Genomic DNA, 22,741 nt, shown 5'->3' with positions numbered 1-22,741 from the left:
CACTGTCCGAAGCTTAACGCGCGCTTAAGCGTTACTTAAGCTGCAAATCGTGAAAATCGCCCCTTATCTGGACGCGCCGCCGTTTAAACACGCGCGTCCGCCCCATTTCCGCGAGGAGCAGGACGTGTCTATCCCCCAGTCTCACCCACGACTCCGTGGGCCCGTGCCCCGGGCGTCGCGGCTTTCCCTGTGGGCGCTCGCGCCCGTTTGCACCGCGCTGCTCGCGGGTTGCACGTGGTATCACCGCGAGCCCCTTGCGGCGCGCGACACGTCGACCTCCGCCACCACGCTCGAGCGCATCCAGATCGATCCGGCCACCATGCCGCTACCCGAACTGGCGGCCCACCGCTTCGATCCGTCCGACGGGCTCGACATCGAGGAAGTCGCGATGCTGGCCGTCGCGAACAATCCCGACCTGAAGCTGACCCGCGACGATCTCGGCATTGCCCACGCGCAGGCGTTTTCGGCCGGCCTGCTGCCGGATCCGCAATTGAGCATCTCCAGCGACTATCCGGGTGCGCAGGGCCTCACACGCGCGTTCAATTATGGCTTGAGCATGGACGTCATGGCGATCGTGACGCGCGGCGCCAACAAGGCCTCGGCGGATGCGACCTATGTGAAGACCGACCTCGGCCTGCTGTGGCAGGAATGGCAAGTCGTCGCGCAGGCGAAGCAGCTGTTCCTGAAGGCGCGCTTCCAGGACGAGACGCTGCCGCTGCTTCAGGAGCAACGCGAGCTGTCCCGCACGCGATACGAGCGCATGGCCCAGGCGCAACGCGAAGGCAACCTCACCGGGGACACCCTCACCGCCGCGCTCACGTCGTACAGCGACGCGCGCAAGCTGTATACGGACGCCGAACGCGCCGCCGAACAGACCCATCACGACCTGAACGCGCTCCTCGGCCTCGCGCCCGACGTGCGGCTCACGCTGACCAGCGACAACGACAGCGCCCCCGTCGACGATGCCACCATCGACGCCGCGCTCAGCCAGCTCCCGAAGCGCCGCCCCGACCTGCTCGCGCTACGGGCGGGTTATGAAGCGCAGGAGCAGAAATACCGCGCCGCCGTGCTCTCGCAGTTTCCGAGCCTGTCGGTGGGCTTCGTGCGTGCGCGCGACACGTCGAACATCTACACGAGCGGCTTCCAGATCAACCTGAGCCTGCCGATCTTCAACCGCAACCAGGGCAACGTCGCGATCGAGAAGGCCACGCGCCAGCGCCTGCGCGACGAGTATCAGGACCGCCTCAACCAGGCTTATGCCGACGTCGCGCACATGCGCGCGGACACCGCGATCCTCTCGCGTCAGCTCCAGCAGACCGAAGCCGCGTTGCCCGACGTCGATCTCGCCGCCCGCCACGCACGGCAGGCGTACGCGGAGCACAACCTCACGCTCGGCGCCTATGTCGATGCGCAAAGCGCGGCGCTTACCAAACGCGTCGACGTCGCCACGCTGCGCGAATCGCTCGCCGAACAGCGGATCGCGCTGCAGGCGCTGCTGGGCGCGGCGATTCCCGATGCCTTTTCTTCCGATCAGACTTTCACCGAAAACCATGCGAACTAGTCGCCTCACGACGCGGGCGCGGCGCGCCGCGGTCTGCGTCGCCCTCGTGTCCCTCTTCGGGACCCTCCCCGCTCACGCCGACAGCGGCCCTGTCGTCAGCGTGCAGACCATTCAGGTGCATCGCGACACGATCGCGCAGCCGGTGCGCGCGTACGGCATCGTGGCCGCGTCGGCCTCCAGCGTGACGACCCTCAATCTGCCCTACGTCGCGCGCATCACGCAGATGCGCGTGCAGGCCGGCCAGCGCGTCACGCGCGGCATGCCGCTTGTCGTCGTGGAGGCCGATCCGGCAGCCGTGCTCGCCGCGACGCAGGCGAAGAGCGCGCTCACGCTCGCGCAGGGCGAGGTCACGCGCACGCAGTCGCTCTTCGACAAGGGGCTCGCCACGCAGTCGCAACTGGCAAGCGCGAAGAAAGCCGCGCAGGACGCGCAGCAGGCGCTCGCCGGGCAGAACCAGATGGGCGTCGGTCCCGGCGCGCACACGGTGACGGCGCCGCTGGACGGCGTCGTGCTGCAGGTGTCGGTTGCGCAAGGCGATCAGGTGCAGCCGGGCGCGGCGATCATGCAGCTCGCCGCAGGCGACAGCGGCAAGGATGCGCGCGCCAACGTCACGCTCGGCGTCGAGCCCTCGGACGCGGCCTCGATCCACGCGGGCGATGCGGTGATGCTGCACGGGCTGTCCGTTGCGCTCGCGAAATCCGCGTTGCCCGGCCGCGTCGTGATGGTTGGCGCATCGGTCGATCCGCAAAGCCAGCTCGTGAATATCGGCGCGAACGTGCCGCTCGGGCAGACCGCCTTCATTCCCGGCACGCGCGTGAGCGCGGACATCGCGACGAACACGGGCACGCACTGGATCGTGCCGCGCAACGCCGTGCTGAAGGACGGCCATGGCGACTACGTGTTCCAGGTCACGTCCGCGAAAACGGCGCATCGGATCAACGTCGTGAAGCGTGTGGAAGACGGCGGCCGCTACGGCGTCGACGGCGCGATCGACGGCGCGCTTCCGCTCGTCGTCTCCGGCAACTATGAGCTCACCGACGGCATGGCCGTGCAGACGGGCGGCAAGACAAGCGGCAAGGCAGACGGGAGCGCCGCGCGATGAATTTCGGTCAATGGATGCAACGGCATCGACGCTCGCTGCTGTTCGTGATCGCGCTGCTCGCGATCGCGGGCGCGTTGACCGCGTTTCGCCTGCCGATCTCGCTGTTTCCGAACGTCGCGTTTCCGCGCGCGGTCGTTTCGCTCGACGCCGGCGACCGCCCCGCCGAACAGATGACGACGCTCGTCACGATGCCCGTTGAAGAGGCGCTGCGCCGCGTGCCGAACGTGCGCGACGTCGAATCGAAGACAAGCCGCGGCACCGCCGAAATCTCGATCAATTTCGACTGGGGCACGGACATGGCGCAGGCCACGTTACAGGCGCAGTCGGCGATCAGCGAGATTCTGGCGACGCTGCCGCCGGGCACCTCGATGCAGGTGCGCCGGATGGACCCGACGGTTTTCCCGGTGCTCGCCTACAGCCTCACCTCGAACCAGCAGTCGCTGTCGGCGCTGCACGATCTCGCGCAGTTCCAGATGCGCCCGCTGCTGTCGGCGGTCGAAGGCGTGGCGCGCGTCGAGATCACCGGCGGCGCACAGGACGAATTCGAAGTCGCGATCGACCCGGCGCGCCTCGCGACATACAAGCTCTCGCTCGCCGACGTGTCGAAGGCGATCGGCGCGAGCAACGTGCTGATGGCGACCGGCCGTATCGAAGACCACGACAAGCTGTATCTCGTGATCGCCAACACAACGGTCACGCAGATCGCCGAACTGAAGAACGTGGTCGTCTCGGCGAACGGCGCGTCACAGGTGCGTCTCGGCGACGTCGCCAGCGTGCACCAGGGCGTCGTGCCGCAATGGATGCGCGTCACCGCCGACGGCCAGGACGCCGTCCTCATCAACATCTTCCAGCAACCCGGCGCGAACAGCGTGGCGATGGCGAAAGCGATCCGCGCGAAACTCGCCGAATTCCAGCATCAGATGCCGCCGGGCGTCCATCTTGCGAACTGGTACGACCAGAGCGAGCTCGTCATCGCGTCCGCAACCAGCGTGCGCGACGCGATCATGATCGGCGTCGTGCTCGCGGCGTTCACGCTGTTCGCGTTCCTGCGCAACTGGAAAATCACGGCGATCGCGGTCGCGCTCGTGCCGGTCGTGATGGCCGCGACGATCCTGCTGCTCGACGTGTCCGGCATGGGTTTCAACATCATGACGCTCGGCGGGATGGCGGCGGCGGTCGGCCTCGTGATCGACGATGCGATCGTGATGATCGAGCACATCATGCGGCGCATGCGCGAGGCCGGGGCACACGCCTTCCATGGCCGCGTGATGACGGCGGCGCTCGAATTCACGCGGCCGCTTGCCGGATCGTCCGCGGCCACGCTGATCATTTTCGTGCCGCTTGCGTTTCTGTCCGGCGTCACGGGCGCGTTTTTCAAGGCGCTGTCGGTCACGATGGCGAGCGCGCTCTTCATCTCGTTCCTCGTCACGTGGCTCGCCGTGCCGATCCTGTGCGACCACTGGCTCACGCCGGAAGACGCCGAGGAGCACCACGAATCACGCTTCGCGCTGTGGATGAACCGTACTTATGCGTGGCTGATCGAGCATGTCACCGCGCGCCCGCGGCTGGTGCTCGTCGGGCTGGTTCCGCTCGTCGTGGTCGCGGCGTTTGCGTTCACCCGCGTCGGCAGCGGCTTCATGCCGACGATGGACGAAGGCGGCTTCGTGCTCGACTACCACACGCAACCGGGCACCTCGATCACCGAGACCGACCGCCTGATGCGTCAGGTCGAGACGATCATCCGCGCGAATCCGAACGTCGCGACGTATTCGCGTCGCACCGGTGCGGGTCTGGGCGGCGACCTTCAGGAACCGAATCGCGGCGATTTCTTCGTGCGGCTCAAATCAGGCAGCCGCGAGCCGATCGAAACGGTGATGGAAGAGATCCGCTCGAAGATCGAGACGAACGTACCCGGCGTGAGCATCGAGCTCGCGCAACTGATGGAAGACCTGATCGGCGACCTGACCGCGGTGCCGCAGCCCGTGCAGATCAAGATCTATTCCGACGACCAGGCGACGCTCGACGCCACCGCGAAGAAAGTGGCGGCGGACATCGGCAAGATCCGGGGTGTGGTCGACGTGAACGACGGCATCAATCCGGCCGGTGACGCACTCGAGCTGCACATCCGGCCCGACGCGGCCGCGGCGGAAGGCATGGACCCGCAGTCCATCGCGCAGGCTGTTTCGGACATGGTGGAAGGCAGCGTCGCGACGCAGTTCCAGAGCGGCCCCAAGACCGTCGGCGTGCGCGTGCGGGTGGCCGGCGCGCTCGCGCTGACCGATACGCAACTCGGCCAGTTACAGATCCGCGCGCCGGACGGTCACCTCTTCGCGCTCAAGCGCGTGGCCGAACGCGTGACCGTGACGGGACAACCCGAGATCAGCCGCGACAATCTCAAGCGCATGGTTGCGGTCACGGCGCGGATCGACGGCCGCGACCTGGGCTCGACGATCGTCGACGTGCAGAAGGCGCTGGCCGCGCCAGATCTCTTGCCGAACGGCGTGTATTACGAACTGGGCGGCCTGTATCAGCAACAGCAGATCGCGTTCAAGGGACTGCTCACGGTGTTCGGCGCGGCGGTCGCGCTGGTGTTCGGCTTGCTGCTGTTCCTTTACGAGCGCTTTCGCGTCGCGATCGCCGTCATGGCGATGCCGCTGCTGGCGACGGGCGCCGTCTTCGTCGGCCTGTGGGCGACGGGCATCGAGCTCAACATCTCCGCGATGATGGGCATGACGATGATCATCGGCATTGTCACCGAGGTGGCGATCTTCTACGTGTCGGAACTGCAGGGGCTCGTGCGCGACGAAGGCATGCCGTTCGAAACCGCGCTGGTCCAGGCGGGACGCAACCGCCTGCGACCAATCGCGATGACGACGATCGCCGCGATTCTCGCGCTGCTGCCGCTTGCGTTCGCACTCGGCCAGGGCTCGGCGATGCAGCAACCGCTCGCCATCGCGATCATCTCCGGGTTGATCGTGCAGTTGCCGCTGGTGCTTTTGCTGCTACCGGTGCTGCTGCAACTGCTGATGAAGCAACGCAAGGCCGATGGGGGCAAGCCTGCGGAACCTGTCTGATCTGGGGTGGTGTAGGCGGACCCTTTAGCGGGTCCGCATGCGCGCCTTCGGTTGTCGCGATATCTGCGAGCAAAAAGACTTCTTCGCGAGTTTTTGGGGAAAGGCGCTGGCCGACCCGGAGCGGCCCGTCACGCAGACGCGATAACAATGGCGGCTTTTGGGGTTCTTCCGACGTCCACCGCGCAACTGGCGGCGATTATTCATTCAACGGGCGCGGGGAACCGGCCCGATGCACGCAATGTTTCTTGCCGAATTACGGAGCAGGCCTGATCGTTACGGCTGTACGCACCGAGATCACTGTGGCTGAGCTTGCCGCGCAGCGCGGCAACGAGGTCGGTCGCAATCGCGCGAACGGTGATGGGCAAAAAGCGTTCGGCGCCGTTGCCCGGTGAAGGCGCTGAACGCCACGTAAGCGACGAAGTTGGCAGCCAGTACCCACATGATCGCGAAGTGCCAGAGCAGTGCGCCGCCCAGCCGGCCGCCGAGCGTGATTGCCGCCGGAAAGCGTATCCCGCAAAGATGGGAGACGCTTCATACATCCGCCAGCCGATCATGCATATGAGGATCACCGCAGCTGCGTTGATCCGGTGGATAGCGCGAACACATACGGGATGAATCGTGGCGTGATTCAAGAAAACCTCGTTGTCTACGGCATGGAAATCACGTTGCGCAGTAATCCCCGAGAGCGCCGATAGAGCGCGCGTCGTCCGTGCGCCATAGTGCGACGCTCCGAAGCTGGCACTACATGTGTGCAGCGGCTCCGGGTTGACTTGAATGTAAGGATCGCAGGTGAACGGCTGGGAGGGTACCGGTCAAATGACCGATGAGCGCAGGCAATGAGCGACGCCCGATCTGCCTTTAAGCGAGTACGATATCGCGTTCCCCTCCGGACTGGATGTTGATGTACACCACATCATCAGACGTCTCATTCCTGACGTGATGGATGACGCAGGGCTCGACCGTGTAGTGGTCATCGACGCGCCTTGTGACAACCGACGCGCCTGTTTTCGTTTCAACAGTGAGCACGCCTTGAACGACCACAAATCGGTCTCTCACGTTCGTATGGTGATGCCATTCCGTTTCGCCGCCGGGAAGGACGGTGGTCTGGGAGACGGCGTAGTCTTCCTCGATCAGCAGCGTCTTATAGCGTACCTTGCTGTTCGCGAGGGGAATGTCCTTGTCATTCAATTCAACCTCCTGTGAGATGAGGTCTCACTGTAACGCCCAGGTTGATAGCCAGGGTAGCGACGAATTTGTGTACGATGTTGTGAATTAAATCGACGTCTTCACTTCATGCGCCGACTTCCCCCGCTCAACGCGCTTCGCGCCTTTGACGCAGCCGCCCGACAACTGAGCATCTCGGCGGCCGCGCAGGAACTGCATGTGACCCACAGTGCGGTGAGCCATCAGGTGCGCCAGTTGGAGCAATGGCTGGGGAAATCGCTATTTGTACGCCATGCGGCGGGCGTGCAGTTGACAGCTGAAGGAGAAAGTCTGAAGCAGGCCGTCGAACATACGTTCTCCATGCTGGTGGCCCGATGCGCGGAGATCGCGGAGCAAGAGCCGATCTCCGAAATCGTGCTGGGTGCGCCCGGCAGTTTTTTGTCGAACTGGCTTATTCCGCGGCTCGAACGGTTCGAGGCGAACTATCCGGGTATTCGTGTTCGCTTGCAGACGAGTGTGGCGATGGACGATCTGCGACGACACGTCGTTGACTGTCTGATCGTCAGCGATCGAAACTGGCCATCGGATGTCGAGGTAGTAAGCCTTTTCAACGAAACCGCCGGCCCTGTCTGTGCGCCGTCGTGGCCTCATCGCATCGCAATGCCGAAGGATCTGCCTAGTCAGCCGTTGCTGCATACCAGTTCACGCCCGCACGCGTGGATGGAATGGGCGTCACGGAACAATGTTGAACCAGCCATGTTCACAGAAGGCCGTCGATTCGACCACTTATCGTTGCTTCTCGAAGCGGCTGCGGCCGGGCTTGGCGTTGCTATCGCTCCGGCGGTGCTCGTCGAACGCGAACTGTCTCAAGGGAAACTGATCGCGCCGCTAGGCTTCGAACCGAACAATGCAGTCTTCGCCTTGTGCGCGATGCGCGGCCGGTCCGACACAGCGTTCTGTGATCTGCGTGACTGGCTTGTGAAGGAGAGCGTGAGGTGAACGGGCAACAGCACTCTCCCCGTCCGCCATGGTTGCAATCGGGCTCGGCCAAGGCGCGCGTCGGCAACCTGGGGCGGTGCGACTGCTGCAGGTCGCTTTGCTGGCGTTCGTGAAACGCCGCTGGCGAATGGCAGTTACCGCTACGGGTGGTGAATGAGTCTTCTCGACCCACTGGGGCCGTTCGAGGTACCACCGCGCCAACGGCAGCTTTCAAAGGTGCCTCGGCCGTTGAGGCGGTGGTATCGGCCGCAGAATACTCGGCCTTATGAGCACCTCCCCTCCATTTGCTTCGGCCGGCGCCACGCCGAACCTCTGCCCGAGCTGTCGTGCGTAGTCCGTCCACAGAGGATGCTTAGGTTCAGAGGCGTGGTTTGCTCAGCCTCCGCAGGAATCCGATCTGCGGCGACCGCTCGGGCGCATCGGCGGCGCAAAACCTCCTTGCTCCTGGAGGGGAAAGGCGAAGGGCTTCTTCGGATGCACAGGCGCGTCATCGTCCATCAGAGAGGGAAGTGCATGCATCCCCTCAGCGATACCTTTTGCGTCCAAGTATCGAAGAATTTTTTCGACAAAACCGTCCGGACAGCGGAACTGGCGGCCCGTGGACAACGGGGAACCGGTCAGTGCAGCCCACCCACCGTCCGGCACGAAGCAGTTGCGTCCAAAGTAGTAGAAGCGTCCTGTGACCAGCGCATTCACGCCGGACGTGTCGCGGCGGACATCCTCTCGCGTGTGGTAACGGTTCTCCAGCTGCTCGTATTGCCCGAGGTGGTTGCGATAGTAAATGTTGTCTCCGCACAAGGCGATGGCGTCTGACGACTCACGCGGCGGCTGTTTGACCGCGAAGCGGCTGTCATCGAAGTACGCGTGCAGCGGCAGAACTTCCTGGATCTGCATGAGGTGCACGAGTCCGTCGCGCGGGATAGTCACGCCTCGGCGAGCTGAGCTCGTGACCAGCTCCTGAGAAGCAAACCCAGCCACCCAGTCGCCGACGTTCCGGCATGCGCGGATTTTCGGCTTGCACGTGGCAAGCGTCAGCACGCCGTGAAACGGGTTGGGGGCGAATCCGGTGTCGTGGGTCATCTTGTAACCCATGGTGACGCTCATACCAACGCTCCTGTCGAGGTGCCATGATGGGACACCAGGCCCCCCAGCCACTGAGAGGCCTCCGTGCAGTTGCCCACGTCGATCACGAACTCTTGGCCCTTACCGACCGATTGCAAGATGGCCCAGTCGTTTTCGAGACGCCACCGGCCCGGATCCCGGTGGTAGCTAAGTGTCGGCTGCTCGGGGTTTTTGAGCAGCCAGCGTGGCACACGCCATACCGAGCGCGAACACCTAGGGGCAGTCAGCTGTAAATCAGGCCCCCAGTTCCGGAATACACCGGCCGCTGGTAATCGTTGGCGCGAACCAGCTAAGCTCTCGCCGGCAACATAGATCGTGTTGTTCACGCCGATGCGCGCGGCATGCTGTACGTGTGGATGGTCTTCGAGCCACTCCGGGCACTCAGATTCATCCACCTTGTGCACTTGTCCCACCTGCAGCCAGCCGAACAAGGCGTGGAGGTTCGGCGCGCCCGGTACATACCGCCACCGATCTCCAACGCGTTCGGCCTGACGGAACCATCCGAAGAACAGGAACACATCTCCCGGCCCCACGCCCTGTTTGGCAAGGTGTTTCTGTGCTGAGCCGACCTGCCCGAGCGAAGCCATCCATCCCGGCCGGCGCGCCACGCTGCCGTCACTCAGGTCAGGATCGAGATGGACGGAAGTGCGCGCTGTAATCGCGCCTTGCGTAAGGTCGTTAACCAGCTCGTGCATAGGACCGAGTGGACCTTGGATGTCTCCGAGCGGTCGGCCGTAACGTGATGGGATGGGGAAGGTCAGAAGCGACCCATCGCAGAGAATTGGGCTCGGCACCCGGCCATACTGTGAATCAAATCCTTTGCGGCTAAAGATGATTTTCAAACGTAGCTCCTGACAACTACCTCGGTAGCCGGATTGAACTTCGAGAGACGCCTGCATTAACGGGAGGAAACTTGTAAAACTTTAACCTTTCGAGGGAGCGAAATGAGAAGCACGCTCAAGTGCGGGCTGCTGTTGCAAGCTTTAACGAAGTTTGAAGGCTCAGGTTGCAACGTGACGCTTCGCATGACCCTCGATTCACCCGAAAGTTAGTCTCCATGCTCGGATCGACGCAAAATCTGCATCCCCCTCCTCCTGCCCTTGCAACCCATCTTTCAAGCAGCGCTGGTTCTCGTCGATGATTGGCCGCTAGCGGATGCGGAGCCGCCTCCTGTACGACCGGATAACTTTCCGGACCAACGTCCCATCCTGGCCGATAACTGACGGCGATGGGCTCGTCAACGGGAGTTCGCTATCTGTGCGAGTTCTGTCGAGATATCACCAAGAATGCGCAAAGCAATGAATGGCTCTTTGGCGATGCGTTCCGGCTCTACTGCAAGGAGATGTGCATAGCTGTCGGCCACTTTGCCACGGGTTCCTTCAATGACTAGATCAAGCTCCGCACGACTCGCGTTTCCGACAAGAACCGAAAGTATAGCGGCGTGGAATTCCTCGTTGAACGAGGAAATATGTTGAAGCTGCTTTGTTTCCCAATTCGAAACAAGCCACGAGAGGTTCTCCCGTAACCTGTCGGTCATCTGTATCGGCATTTCGTGTCTTCTCAGAAGTGGGCATCTGCCAGCAAACCCCAGCGGTGGGTGCACCGCTCGGATTGTCGACAATGTAACCGTCTGTGTCGAATGTCTCAAACTGGCCGAACCCTGAAATCCGGCTAGCACCCGTCGATCATCCATCCAGCCTCGGCGCGAATTTCCCATGTCGACCCGAACGACACATCCGCATTTCCTGATAGCTGCCGTTCACGTCGGATACTGATATTCACAGAAGCCTTCAACGTCGGGAAAGTCACACCCTCACTTCCTGTCAACGGAATACTTGCCCGGTCCGGTCACACACAGAAGCAGCAGGCCACCCATGATGCTGACGTTCTTGTAGAAGTTGATCATGTTTGCTGCGCGCTCGCCGTCAGCCATCGTCCAGAAATGATGACCTATCAGACCTGTACCCAGCGTGTAAAGCGCGAAGAGAAATGCGAGCGGTCGCGTGTAGAACCCGAGCACGATCGCAATTCCAACGAAGAACTCCATGACGATTGCAATGATGGCAGCAAGCGTCGGCAGCGGTGCTCCTTCCGCGGCCATATAGCCGACCGTGCCCGAGAAACCTGTCAATTTGCTCCAGCCAAAGATCACGAACAGAATCATTAGCAATACGCGCGCGACAAGAATCAGTTCGTCTTTCCGCTGCTCGAAGAGGGTGTATCGCATCATCGTTTCTCCTTGAACGTACGCCACGAATCGGCAGAAAACCGGGCTGCGAGAGGCGAGCACCGGAGAGCGGCAGGCGAGCGCTCCCCGGAGAGACTCAACGGATTCGAACCGGTTACGCTAACCCGCGATCTTTAACGCGAGCGAAGCGACGTGCTTGCCCTGGAAGCGGGCGATATCCAGTTCATTCTGTGAGGGTTGCCGGCTGCCGTCGGCGCCGGCCAGCGTGGTCGCGCCGTAGGGCGTGCCGCCCGTGATTTCATTCATATTGGTCAGTCCGGCGCAGGCGTAAGGCACACCGACGATCACCATGCCCTGATGCAGCAGTGTGCTGTGGAACGACGTGATGGTGGTTTCCTGACCGCCGTGCTGGGTACCGGTCGAAGCAAAAACGCTGCCGATCTTGCCGACGAGGGCCCCTTTCATCCACAGTCCGCCGGTTTGGTCCAGGAACGTGCGCATCTGTCCGGCCATGTTGCCGAAGCGCGTCGGCGTGCCAAAGATAATGGCGTCGTAATTAGCCAACTCGTCAGGGGTCGCCACCGGCGCCTTCTGGTCGAGCTTGACCCCGTAGGCCGCAGCCTGGTCGGCCGGAATGGTTTCAGCGACTCGCCTGATCGTCACTTCGGTGCCCGGCACAGATCGCGCGCCTTCGGCCACCGCGCCGGCCATCGTTTCAATGTGACCGTACATCGAGTAATACAGAACGAGTACTTTTGCCATGATTGCTCCCGGATCGAAGGCCATCCGGGGGATCCGGACGACCGATAAAGCACACCGCGACCAGCGAATACGGCGCAAGGCAACGCGGCCGGGCGCCACATGCAGACACGGCGTACATCAAACGCCTGAACGAAACGCTACTGTTTATGTTCACGGCCCGCAAACGCACAGGGCGTGCGCAGCCGCATCGACGCGCTAACCGCGAGCATCAAAACGGCACGCCCTCCAGCCTGCCCATGCGGCCGGCGGCAAAATCCCGCTTCGCCTGCTCCAGCCGTTCGGGCGTGTCCATGACGAAAGGACCGAGGGCGGTCTGCTGTTTCTGCGGCAATGCGCGTATCAGGCGCATATCGCCGTCGTCGATGATTGTCTGTGCCGGCAGGATACGTGTAGCCGCCGCAAGCAGTTCTACGGTGGTGGAAACCTGACGTTGTCCGGAACTCATATCGGGCGTCCTGTCGATTTATTCTGCGTGAGTGATCAGAATAGGATAGAGCCTCCACAGCCAGAATAACGATAAACCCCATCACCTGCATCTCAGGCAATGAGCACGACGGATCTGTTGATGGGGAAACGAAAGGTTTCGGATAACGTGCGGCGAGAACACATGCAGATCGCGCTCACTGACCGCAGCGGGCAAACTGCCGGCGGCACGTTTCCAGTGTCCGGGGCGCAGTGGATTCTTACCCCCGACCTCGGCGCCAGATATACGATGTTGCGCGCCGATCCCGACTGGGGCTTCATGTCGCGCAACGTCGCGGACGAAGATACTGGTTCTGCGTGGCTCATCGAGTCTGGCCTGGTGAAGCGTCAGACTTCGTTAGTTACGCTGGATTGACGATTCTGGTTACGAAGCCCAGAGGCCGTGTCAAAACAGCAAATATCAAGGTTTTGAGGGGCTGCTTTACTCTTACCAATACGCGCCGAAGCCGATGCAGGCCATGCTCGCGAGTCGGTCTCGAAAGCCCTCGATCGAGGCGTGTGTTTTGACACGGCTTCGGCCAAACCCGGAAATTCCGCTAGCGCCCGTCGATCATCTATCCAGCCTCGGCGCGAATTTCCCTTGCCGACCCGTTTCTGCCCGTCGAGCCGTCAGAAACGCAGTGGCTGGTATCTGGTATCAAGTCGCCACTCCGTATGGTCATTCGTCTCGGCGTGAAACGCTGACGTCAATTGCCTCTATTCAACGTCCGAGCGATTACACGACCTAAGCCCCTCCAGTGTCGGTGAACATTAGGTCTGTAAAGATTTTCCCAGCAGAGTCTTCTTCTAACGCCTTGACGCACGTCTCGTGAAGCTCGGATAACTCGTGATCTGCATTCAAAGTGATCTCCTTGCCGCTTTCGATAAGCTTGAATCCTGTCTCATCCTTCCTCATCATGTCGAGCACCGCGATGGTCGGATCGATCTTCCCGTCCACAGCGTGCCAGAACATAAACGGTGTAAGGGATAGCGCCTGCCCTGCTTCGAGATCCACAACAAAGGCTTCCGCTGAGGAGAAGTCTTCCAGCCCTGCATAATCCAGCGCGTGGAGAAAGTGGCTTTCTGTACCGTGCGCAACCTTGAACAGGCCTGTATATTTCCTGCCAAATCCAGTTCGCGTGACTTTCTCGAAGTACCCGAATCGTCTACCTGATAGGCACGAGAGAACCTTGTTACCTAATAAATTCAGCGCGCGGTGGAGATCGGCCTCACCGGGGTCCCGACCATGCTTTATATGGTTTGCGGCTGAAATTGCTTCCTCAATCCAGTGACGATGGGTATCAGTTACCAAATCACGAAGTGCGGTGGAAAACGTACCTCTGTTTCCCACAGATGCCAAAGATTGCTGAAGTAAAGCCCAAATGGGTCCAGCCGACGCTTTCTGGAACGTTTTAAGTAGTTTTCCCTTTGCACGCCCGAGCATGACACAGTGTTCGGCATAGGCAATAGCCGCTGCGAATTCAAGCATCGCCTCTAGAGCAGCCACATATTCAATGTTGCGAGGGCCTACGTTAGTCGATGAGATGTACTTCGCAAGCGGTCGAGCGATACTGAGCGGAAGCTCGTGCACCATCTCGTTTAGCTCCATCCAGCCTTTTTCACCGGCACGTTGCGAATAAACCTTTACCGCGCTTTGCTCAACGTATGAGATGGACGAATTGCTACTACCGAAGTCAAGTCCGAAATACGCTTCGCCCAATGTAGTGCGCCCTCCAACTGTCATGTCGATATAGAAGGGATCCCCATCAACCGCGATCTCGGGAATGTCTTCATGTCTCTGCCTATATATGAATCGGGGCGACGCGGTTCCGTCTTCTGCGACAGTTAGTTCGAGGTGAATCGACGCATCAAATCTTGTGCCAGCCGGGGTTGTAACCCGGTGATCAACATTGTGAAGGCTGCTAATGTCATCAACGTCGAGGGACGAACGGAGGAAATAGTAGTTGAGCTGCCGACGTGGCGGGGACTGAAGTCGAACCTTCCATCTCAAGGGCGTGTCGATCTTTTCCTTCAACGCACTTGCCGATCGCAGAAGTACGCCGTCGTCCAACAGGTCCGACATTCCACCGTTGAACTGCGGCTTAAAGCGATAAATACTCGGATGCCCATCGTCGGCCGCCAGCAGCAGGCAAAGGCGATTGTACGTAACAGACTGGAAATCGCCTGTGCCCTCGGTAAACGTCTTTCGAGCACACTCGATCGCAAGACCCTTAGACACAATTTCTTGGAAGTTAGCCTCGAGCGACAGGAATGTCGCTTGGGGCAATCGGTCACCTAACTGGCTTTCGAGTAGTTTCTCGAGCCATCGAATGTTCGCCGAACCTCCTGACAGAAGCACAACGGTTATAGGCTTGCCTTCGAGTTCAGACTGTCCGCGCAAAAGACAGGACATGACCTCTGGCTTGAGTTTTTCTTTCCATACCCGATCGATGAACGTTTCCCGCAACCAGAGAGCGTCAAGCCTGACGCTCTTCAGTTCTGGCGCCGCGGAGAACGGATTGGTAGGCACCTGCATTTGATGCGATGGTGGTGTCGTGAACTCGGCATCCAGCCGCCAATCCCGGATCATTCCACACAACGATATTTTAGCTTTCTCGATCTCGTTCGTAAGTCTCCGGACATTACGAATAAAATTCTTTAAATCGTCACGCAGAGATTGAAAACTCCTACCGTCTTCTTCTGTAACGTTGTCGTATGAGTTCCATGCTTTCGAAAGAGTACCTCTGTCTACACCTCGTGCGAGATTGTCGGAGATGAGCTTCTTTGCGATGGATCGGTTGATAAAGTGCCCACCTACCGGAATGGAGGCACCAGCCAAGGGACGGGCGTGTCGTCCACTCTGACTTACGTCGCCTGTTGCCGTGGTTTCCACCACGGATACGTCGAAAGTTCCGCCCCCAAAGTCGATCACCAGTGCGACGTGCTTTCTGTTTGCCGCGACGACGGGATGCTTGACCCCATATCGATAGAATTGGAAAACGGCAAAAGGCTCGGGCAAAAAGTCGACTTCCTTGAACCGCTTCATCAGAATTGCTCGCATACGATTCCGATAGTTTGCGAGCCAGGTCCCCTCACGCTCCAGGCTGAGAGGTTCCGCGACAATTATTCGATCGGCTGCTTTATGTTCGCGCGCCGAAATCCATTCTGACGCACGCTTCATAAGTGCCTCGACGAAGTCTTGCGTAATCTCGTTGGCCGAGCGTGGTTTGCCGTCCGCACAATCAAACAGAGGGGGATTTACGCGCGCCGGAGTGACCCGACCAAGGTCAAGTTTAAAATTCTCGTTGATTAGCGTCGGATCTACATTGCTTTCCAATGCCTCGTAGCCAACGAGGGTCTTCCCGTTACTGTAGGCCACAACCGATGGAACATTGGTTCGGGAGTCGACATCGACGAGTTGAAGTGCATTAACAAAAAGCTCTTTTCGAATGGCCATTTCGATTACTTTGATTGTGTTCTAATTTATGCGGCACAAGTAGCGTGCCACCCCGCGCCAAGCTGAATCGCTAGATCTTGTCCGCTTCTATCACATTCAACAATATTTGGCCATCAGTGTACGCATAAGCAAACGTGCGCAGGTAATTGGTGACTCTGAAGACCTGCTCTCGCTGGCCGATCTGGAACGACACGAAAGGTCGTCCGAGTGACCGGTGACATCGCTAAATTGTAAGACCTCGGTAAACCTAAAGGGTCATGATGTGACTCCGAGTCGACCCAAGGACTTCGACTAAGGTCTGTAGTGTGCCGTTCGCTGGCCAGTATGGATTGGGTAGGTCGCGACTTCGGAATCGTTCGCACTCTCTAGCCCACCGAGTGACGGGCGTAGCTGCGGACAGGTTTCAGCGGCTTTCCGATTCGCGCTTATACATCGACGTTATTGTGCGTCGCCACTCTGACATGGAGCCGCGTTTAACGTCGATAAGCGCCAACAACGCAGATACCGCAAACGAAATTGCGATGCACGTGACGCGACAAGCTTGATTGGCGAACTAACGTCGGCTACCTTCTGTGGAACGGCCGTTGGAGCTTCTACCGGTTCACGCGAACGAATGGCCGCTTCTGGCCGGTCACTGCCTGACAGCGATCTTCAGCACGCGACCCTGATCAGGCGAACCACTTCCCTAATAGCGGTCATTCCACATTGCTCAATCGTAAACGACGACAGCCGATTCGCTTGCTTCGGGCGCCTTTCGCCAGGAGCTGGAGCGTGGTGCTCAAGTGCTGGGAAAGTTCATGCAGCTGCACGTGCTGCCGGAGAAGTCGGTTACCTGGGCGGCGACAGCGAAGGATCGAGCTTCGCCGATTCCCTGACGAGCTGATCCGTCATCGCGGCTGCGACCGGATTCGAGCCTGTACCTGGCTTGGAGCTACGTTGATCCATGGCGGCACGAGTCGCCGACATATCCGGCGGAGGCAACGATGGATCAAGCTTCGCCGATTCCCTGACCAGTTCGTCCGTTTCCGGTGTCGCGCCGCGAGCCGGAGTCGCGCGGCGGTCCAGGCCGTCTCGTCCACGCAAGGCGCGCTGCGCCGGAACCACCTTCAGCGCACCCGACTTCTGCACGTTCACCGACGCGACTGCCGTCGACAGCGCCTGCTTCGGTTGTGCTTCCGGTTTCGGTAACTCGGTGACTTGTGCGGCGGCCAGACTGGATGCGGGCGCGGCCGTCATGGGTGCAGGTGCTACTGCTAGAGCAGCAGCCGGAGCGGGAACCACCGGCTCCGGCGCGATCGCAGTGCTTTTCGTGATTGCGCCGGACGGCTTCGATTGGCCGATGCTGCCTTCCGTCACGTGATCACCGACGTGCGAATCGACGACGGGTCGGCGTGCGGACTCATCCATGGCCGCCGTGATTTCTGCCATCGAGCGGCGGTCTGCCTGAAGGAGCATCAAGTACGTGATCCCTACTGCTCCGAGCAGAAGCCCTCCAATAATCATCAAAATCTTTCGGGTGTTCATCATACTTACTGACGGCTCCTGAGAACGACGTGAGCCACCCATGATAAACGACCGATCTCGGCTTTCATCGGACAAATGACGGCAATGGCGGACCTGACCAGCAGGAATGAGCGAGCGATATCTAGAGAATTGCCGAGCCGGCCATCCGCGCTGCAGACGCGAGCATTCGCGCAGGCCGGCTGTTCTGGCTGTTCTAATTCATCTAACGACTGCGAACACTATCCGACGCAGAAGAGCTACGCGAGCGACCGGTGTTCGAGCAGTAAGCGACGGTCAAATGTCTTCGAGTACACACGGACGTACGACCGAAACTGGCCGAACCCATGCGGATGGTGACTGGCTCAGTCCGACCCACAAGCATCATTCGTCCTGGCGCCGCGGCTATGGCCGTTCCCGGCGTCTGCCGGTCATCGGACCCGTTGCGCCGGTCGGCACATCGTCGCCCGGAGCGGCTCTCTGGCGATTCTTCCCGATTATCCGGCGCCGCCTCGAATCCGGGCATGGCCCCTTGACCGGAAATCACCGTCTCTCGATCTCGAAGTCCTGGTAAGGCAGAACGACACCTGCCTGAACAAACTTACCTTGTACTGCCATGATGATCCTTCGCATGTGCGATGGCGCGCAGAAAAATTCTGACGCAGGTTCATAGTCGTTCTGATCGTCTTGATATGAAGTGTGTGACCTGCGCCGTCCCGGCATCAAATTCGCCATATTGAAAGATTCCTCAGGATTGCTGCTTGCTGGCTGTGCCACGACGCATGAGGCATCGCTCGCGTAGAGGGTTTGAAGCGAACCATGGTCATCATTCGGGACAATTCCGGGTTTAGGCGCTTCCTGTACACCGGGCTTGTGGCATTGGTGTACTACACAGGCGCAAAAGCAGGACTTGCTTATGCGGTAGTGGGCGGCGCAGTGTCTCTGGTGTGGCCTTCCAGCGGCATCGCCCTTGTTGCGCTGCTCGCTCTGGGCTTCGAAGTTGCCCCCGGAATCGTCATGGGCTCCTTCCTCGCCAACGTGTCGGTGGGCGTGCCGTTGCCAGTGGCTGCGGCGATCAGCGCCGGCGCTACAGTTGCAGCCTCGACGGCAGCCATATTGTTGATCCGTGTAGCCCGATTCCAGATCACCCTCGACCGCATCAAGGACGTGTTAGCCCTCATCGTCCTGGCTGCGACGCTCAGCACGGCAGTGAGTGCGCTAATTGGCACGACCGCTTTATTCGGAGGAGGCCTGGTGCCGGTCACCGGGTACGGCGCAGCCTTTCTGAAATGGTGGCTTGGTGACATGATGGGGGTCCTGGTCGTGGCCCCGCCCCTGTTCAGCTTCCTCACGTATTCGAACCCTGTCCGCTCCACGGAGCAGGCCGTAGAGGCGTGCGGACTGGCCATTGCGACATTCTGGGTGAGCTACCTCATCTTCGGCGCCCCGCAACTTGCCGGTCACGGCTACTATCCTGCAGCGCTGGCGATCTTTCCGTTCATTATCTGGGCGGCTCTGCGCTTCGATCACCTGGGCACCAGCACCGCGACCTTGATGGTCTCGGTCGTGGCCATCTGGGGTACCACCCACGGCACGGGCCCCTTCGCCGCCCGATCTCCGGTGGACAGCCTCGTGAGGTGGTGTACCTTCGCGAACGTCGTGGCGGTAACCGGACTGCTGCTGGTGGCGGTACGTGCTCAGGAACGACGCGTCCATAGCCTGCTGCAGGCATCCCACATCGAACTGGAACGGCGCGTCCAGGAGCGAACCGAAGACCTGGAGAAAACAAACAACGAACTAAAGGAGGAGATGGCGCGACGCCGTGTGCTGGAAGGAGAACTGATCCAGATTGGAGATCAGCAGCAGAGATTCTTCGGACGGGAACTGCATGACGGACTGGGGCAACACCTGACCAGCCTGGGTCTGTATAGCGCCGCCTTGAATCAGAAACTGCAGATGCAGGGCCACCCGGCTGCCGCCGATGCCGCTACCATTGTCGGACTGGTGAAGCAGGCGTCCTTGATGACCCGCAGGATTGCCCATGGCCTGGATCCGGTCGCCATGGAATATGGTGGTCTTGCGACTGCACTGCATGCGCTGACGGAGACGGCTCGCACGCTGAATGGCATAGACTGCGTGCTCCGGATCGGGCCAGATGTGGACTTGATGGATCCGCCGACGCAGATCAATCTGTACCGTGCCGCACAGGAAGCCGTCAACAACGCGCTGAAATATAGCGAAGGCCGTCACATCTGGATCGACCTGGAGCGCACAGGCGGTTTGCAGACGCTTTCAATCAGTGACGACGGGCTGGGCGTCGGCCCGGAACAAATGACGCGAGCGTCAGGACTGGGACTTCACAACCTGCGTCACCGGGCAAGCCTTCTGGGCGGCTCTTGCACGGTGGCCCGCAATGCCTTGGGCGGCACCACGGTCGCCATCAGCTATCCGCTACCGGAGGGTCCGGGCCATGCACGGGAAATCGCCTAGCTCTCGCCGTGCAACTCAAATTCTGATCGTGGATGACCACCCCATCATCCGGGAAGGGATGACGCACTTGCTGAATCTGCAAGGGGATCTGCACGTCTGTTGTGTAGCCGGCAGCGCCGAAAAAGCCCTGGCGGCGATGGCCTGCCAGCCCGACATGGCCATTGTGGACATAAGTCTGCAATCGGACTCCGGCGTGGATCTTGTCAAGACCCTCCGCCACCGCTATCCAGATCTGGCCATCCTCGTCCTCAGCATGCATGACGAAAGCCTGTTTGCCGAACGCGCACTACGGGCCGGGGCAAACGGCTATCTGATGAAACTCGAGGCCACGGAGCATGTCGTGAGCGCCATCCGCGAAGTGCTGGCAGGCAATATTTATTTGAGCGCCGCCATGCATGAAACGCTGGCGCGGTCCCTTGCCGGCCCCAGAAAAATGCCGGCAGGCCCAATTGCGAGCCTTTCGGAACGGGAATTCGAGGTCCTGCATCTGATCGGACTCGGCTTCAGTACCCGCGAAATCGCCGGGAAGCTGAATCGGAGCATCAAGACCATCGAGGCACACCGCGCCAACATCAAAGAAAAGCTGAATATCCGTAACGGCAAGGAGCTGATGCGCTTCGCAATTCAATGGATCGAGAGCCAATAGGCGGAGCCCGGTTACCGAATAAGGCAATCCCCTAGCCTCGTTTAGGAAGGTTGCCTTATTAATGTGCGTGTGGTCAGCGCATACAGTGCAGAGGTACCTGTCGGCTACCGCAATCCTTGAGCGGGGTGGGCAGACGTAGCCCAAAATCCCGGTGAGGGTCGCCTCCATGAACGCCAGATTCCAGCGAACTGTTGGCGCTCCCATCTCCGCACTCATTGCTGGAGCGACCCGCGACCTGCGGCCGGTGTTTCGTCGTGTCGCGGTTGCATGCCTCGTCGCGAGTCATGCGCTGGCAGCGCAGGCCGCGGGAAGTATCACGGGCGCTGGCTCGAGCTTCTTCGATCCCCTGGTGCAGAAGTGGGCCGCCTCCTATTACGACAAAACCGGCCAGCAGGTGAATTTTCATCCCACGGGCTCCGGAAACGGCATTGATCAGCTGAAAGCGGCCACGGTGAGTTTTAGTGCCTCGGACATGCCGCTGAAACCAGACGAATTGCGCACATTCGGACTCATCCAGTTTCCAGTGGCGGCGGGCGGCCTCGTGCCGGTGGTTCACCTCGATGGCGTTGCGCCGGGGCAGCTTCGCTTGACGGGTGCGCTGCTGGCGAACATCTACCTGGGCAAGATCACCGAATGGAACGACCCGGCCATCAAGGCAGTCAATCCCGGGCTCGCGCTCCCTGATCTGAAAATCGTCGTGGTGCATCGCGGTGATCGGTCCGGGTCGACCTTCAACTGGACGAGCTACCTGTGCGCCGTGAGTGCGCAATGGCGCGAGCAGGTAGGCAGCGGCCTGACGGTCAAATGGCCCGTGGGGCTCAACGCCTCAGGCAGCCAGATCGTCGCCACCTATGTCAAGCGGATCCCGGGCGCGATCGGCTATGTTGAACTGGCCTACGCGGGCCCCGCGCCCCTCGCCTATGCGACAGTTCAGAATAAAACAGGCGCGTTTGTCGAGCCATCGGCCGCGAGTTTCAAGGCTGCGGTGGAAACAGTGGCCTGGGGCCGTGCGAATGATTTCTACCAGCTCGTCACCAATCCGCCGGGAGACCGGGCCTGGCCGATTCCTGGCGTCGTATTCATCCTGGTGAAAGCCGACGCCAGGGACAAGGCTGACGCGAACGCTGCGCTAGCGTTCTTCCAGTGGGCTCTCATCGAGGGCCGGGGAGAGGCAGTCGCTGAAAATTACGGCACCCCGCCGCCGGACCTGGTCGGGAAGATAGAAGCGTATTGGGCCCAGAACCTGACCAACGGGCAAGTCATCGGAGTCGCCGCCGCCGGCTCGCCGAAGAGCCGGACAGGCATGATGGACCGTGGGAGATTTGACTTGCCCATCGGGACGGAGCCTTGAGTTGGCTTGCGTCAGTTACACCAGCGTTCTGCTTTCCGGATCAGACAAACAATTCCACACTCGTTCCGGCGAGAACGACCAGCAGAACATCCATAAACACCAGGGCAGCAAGTTGCAGGAGATGAAAAAAGAGACAACTCGAGAATAAAGGACATTCTGCTCTGGTATTGCAAGAGCGTGCCGCGTCCTCGCAAGAACCTTTGATGCCTTTCGAGGTGGCACGAAATCCCGGCGCAATGCGTGATTCGATTGTCGTCGGGCATGTCATGCACCATGCAGGAGAATACGATGAACACGCTGACTTTGATCCCTATTGCCGCATTGACGTTATGCACCACGCTCGCCTATGCCGGCGACACCACTGACACATCCAGCTCGGCCTCCGACAGCAACGCAGCCATGACGTCGGACGCCGTCGGCGGTACGTCCGTGGGCGACAGCGGGAGCGGTGCCCTCCGTGGCAAGACTCGCGCGGAGGTCATTCAGGAATTGCAGCGCGCCCAGAAGGACGGCACGCTGGATCGCTTGAACGCGCTCTACGGCGGGCAGTGAGCAGATGCACGGGATGCCCGTCCCTGATTGCTCACCGCGATGATGACTATTGCCAACGGGTGAACGGGTTCTGACACGACGGCTTTCACCCACTTTGTCGTGCTTCGCTGGTGGCTCAACCCGTGCGCGTCCGGATCGGAGGTTATCCGATGATCAAGACGTTCACTGTGCTTCTCGCCTGCCAGTGCCTTGGCGAATTAATAGCATGCGCCGGGAATCTGCCGATTCCCGGCGCGATTACAGGGATGATTCTTTTACCAGCCTCCCTGAGTCTCCGCGCCGCTTCTGTGGATGAGCCCCGCGTTCCTCAC

At 60.4% G+C, this 22,741-nt stretch carries 19 protein-coding genes; 9 read left to right on the top strand and 10 right to left on the bottom strand.

Annotated elements, in window-relative coordinates:
• Positions 1–124 precede the first annotated feature (124 nt).
• From BLV45_RS05880 to BLV45_RS05870, 3 genes are read left to right on the top strand one after another with little or no spacing between them, the layout of a single operon-like run.
• On the top strand, positions 125–1,561 hold the full coding sequence (locus BLV45_RS05880; RefSeq protein ID WP_245753123.1) for a TolC family protein: 1,437 nt from the start codon (positions 125–127) through the stop codon (positions 1,559–1,561).
• The gene (locus BLV45_RS05875; protein WP_176954071.1) at positions 1,551–2,663 is read left to right on the top strand and encodes an efflux RND transporter periplasmic adaptor subunit; all 1,113 of its coding nucleotides are present in this window, start codon (positions 1,551–1,553) and stop codon (positions 2,661–2,663) included. Before BLV45_RS05880 ends, BLV45_RS05875 begins: the two co-directional genes overlap by 11 nt.
• Positions 2,660–5,737 (top strand): efflux RND transporter permease subunit, encoded by a 3,078-nt coding sequence (locus tag BLV45_RS05870; protein ID WP_090530189.1) that lies wholly within the window; start codon positions 2,660–2,662, stop codon positions 5,735–5,737. Before BLV45_RS05875 ends, BLV45_RS05870 begins: the two co-directional genes overlap by 4 nt.
• 200 nt (positions 5,738–5,937) lie before the next feature.
• Here the strand turns inward: BLV45_RS05870 and BLV45_RS05865 are convergent, their stop codons facing one another.
• Complete coding sequence (locus BLV45_RS05865; RefSeq protein ID WP_322788600.1) at positions 5,938–6,369, bottom strand: hypothetical protein; 432 nt, start codon at positions 6,367–6,369, stop codon at positions 5,938–5,940.
• 226 nt (positions 6,370–6,595) lie between these two features.
• Complete coding sequence (locus BLV45_RS05860; protein WP_090530186.1) at positions 6,596–6,925, bottom strand: cupin domain-containing protein; 330 nt, start codon at positions 6,923–6,925, stop codon at positions 6,596–6,598.
• Between the two features lie 105 nt (positions 6,926–7,030).
• On the opposite strand from BLV45_RS05860, the gene BLV45_RS05855 reads away from it, so the two are divergent.
• On the top strand, positions 7,031–7,900 hold the full coding sequence (locus BLV45_RS05855; protein ID WP_090530183.1) for a LysR substrate-binding domain-containing protein: 870 nt from the start codon (positions 7,031–7,033) through the stop codon (positions 7,898–7,900).
• 375 nt (positions 7,901–8,275) lie between these two features.
• Here the strand turns inward: BLV45_RS05855 and BLV45_RS05850 are convergent, their stop codons facing one another.
• From BLV45_RS05850 to BLV45_RS05825, 6 genes are all read right to left on the bottom strand, one after another.
• Positions 8,276–9,004 (bottom strand): Nmad2 family putative nucleotide modification protein, encoded by a 729-nt coding sequence (locus tag BLV45_RS05850; RefSeq protein WP_090530180.1) that lies wholly within the window; start codon positions 9,002–9,004, stop codon positions 8,276–8,278.
• Positions 9,001–9,864: an Nmad3 family putative nucleotide modification protein gene (locus BLV45_RS05845; protein WP_143130390.1), complete on the bottom strand. Its 864-nt coding sequence runs from the start codon at positions 9,862–9,864 to the stop codon at positions 9,001–9,003. Before BLV45_RS05845 ends, BLV45_RS05850 begins: the two co-directional genes overlap by 4 nt.
• A gap of 395 nt (positions 9,865–10,259) precedes the next feature.
• Positions 10,260–10,571, bottom strand: a complete 312-nt coding sequence (locus BLV45_RS05840; protein WP_090530174.1) for a hypothetical protein — start codon at positions 10,569–10,571, stop codon at positions 10,260–10,262.
• Between the two features lie 264 nt (positions 10,572–10,835).
• Positions 10,836–11,249: a DoxX family protein gene (locus BLV45_RS05835; protein ID WP_090531198.1), complete on the bottom strand. Its 414-nt coding sequence runs from the start codon at positions 11,247–11,249 to the stop codon at positions 10,836–10,838.
• A gap of 120 nt (positions 11,250–11,369) precedes the next feature.
• Positions 11,370–11,972, bottom strand: a complete 603-nt coding sequence (gene wrbA, locus BLV45_RS05830) for an NAD(P)H:quinone oxidoreductase (RefSeq protein WP_090531195.1) — start codon at positions 11,970–11,972, stop codon at positions 11,370–11,372.
• 208 nt (positions 11,973–12,180) lie between these two features.
• On the bottom strand, positions 12,181–12,417 hold the full coding sequence (locus tag BLV45_RS05825; RefSeq protein WP_090530170.1) for a pirin-like C-terminal cupin domain-containing protein: 237 nt from the start codon (positions 12,415–12,417) through the stop codon (positions 12,181–12,183).
• A 99-nt stretch (positions 12,418–12,516) separates the two neighbouring features.
• On the opposite strand from BLV45_RS05825, the gene BLV45_RS05820 reads away from it, so the two are divergent.
• On the top strand, positions 12,517–12,810 hold the full coding sequence (locus BLV45_RS05820) for a hypothetical protein (RefSeq protein ID WP_090530165.1): 294 nt from the start codon (positions 12,517–12,519) through the stop codon (positions 12,808–12,810).
• A gap of 369 nt (positions 12,811–13,179) precedes the next feature.
• On the opposite strand, the gene BLV45_RS05815 is transcribed toward BLV45_RS05820, so the two are convergent.
• Positions 13,180–15,891 (bottom strand): Hsp70 family protein, encoded by a 2,712-nt coding sequence (locus tag BLV45_RS05815; protein WP_090530161.1) that lies wholly within the window; start codon positions 15,889–15,891, stop codon positions 13,180–13,182.
• 828 nt (positions 15,892–16,719) lie between these two features.
• The gene (locus tag BLV45_RS05810; protein ID WP_090530158.1) at positions 16,720–17,418 is read right to left on the bottom strand and encodes a hypothetical protein; all 699 of its coding nucleotides are present in this window, start codon (positions 17,416–17,418) and stop codon (positions 16,720–16,722) included.
• 792 nt (positions 17,419–18,210) lie between these two features.
• Here BLV45_RS05810 and BLV45_RS05805 point away from each other — a divergent pair.
• The 4 genes from BLV45_RS05805 (at position 18,211) to BLV45_RS05790 (ending at position 22,430) form a co-directional block, all read left to right on the top strand.
• Complete coding sequence (locus BLV45_RS05805; RefSeq protein WP_090530155.1) at positions 18,211–19,881, top strand: MASE1 domain-containing protein; 1,671 nt, start codon at positions 18,211–18,213, stop codon at positions 19,879–19,881.
• The gene (locus BLV45_RS05800; RefSeq protein ID WP_090530152.1) at positions 19,862–20,527 is read left to right on the top strand and encodes a response regulator; all 666 of its coding nucleotides are present in this window, start codon (positions 19,862–19,864) and stop codon (positions 20,525–20,527) included. The genes BLV45_RS05805 and BLV45_RS05800 overlap by 20 nt, the downstream gene beginning before the upstream one ends.
• 166 nt (positions 20,528–20,693) lie before the next feature.
• Positions 20,694–21,878, top strand: a complete 1,185-nt coding sequence (gene pstS, locus BLV45_RS05795; protein ID WP_090531192.1) for a phosphate ABC transporter substrate-binding protein PstS — start codon at positions 20,694–20,696, stop codon at positions 21,876–21,878.
• Positions 21,879–22,166: 288 nt separating this feature from the next.
• The gene (locus BLV45_RS05790) at positions 22,167–22,430 is read left to right on the top strand and encodes a DUF4148 domain-containing protein (protein WP_176954070.1); all 264 of its coding nucleotides are present in this window, start codon (positions 22,167–22,169) and stop codon (positions 22,428–22,430) included.
• The last annotated feature ends 311 nt before the right edge of the window (positions 22,431–22,741 follow it).

The sequence above is a fragment of the Paraburkholderia sartisoli genome (genome assembly GCF_900107685.1).
Taxonomy (GTDB): Bacteria; Pseudomonadota; Gammaproteobacteria; order Burkholderiales; family Burkholderiaceae; genus Paraburkholderia; species Paraburkholderia sartisoli.
Note: the sequence above shows the minus strand (reverse complement) of the source record. Positions and strands in the feature narration are given on the sequence as shown.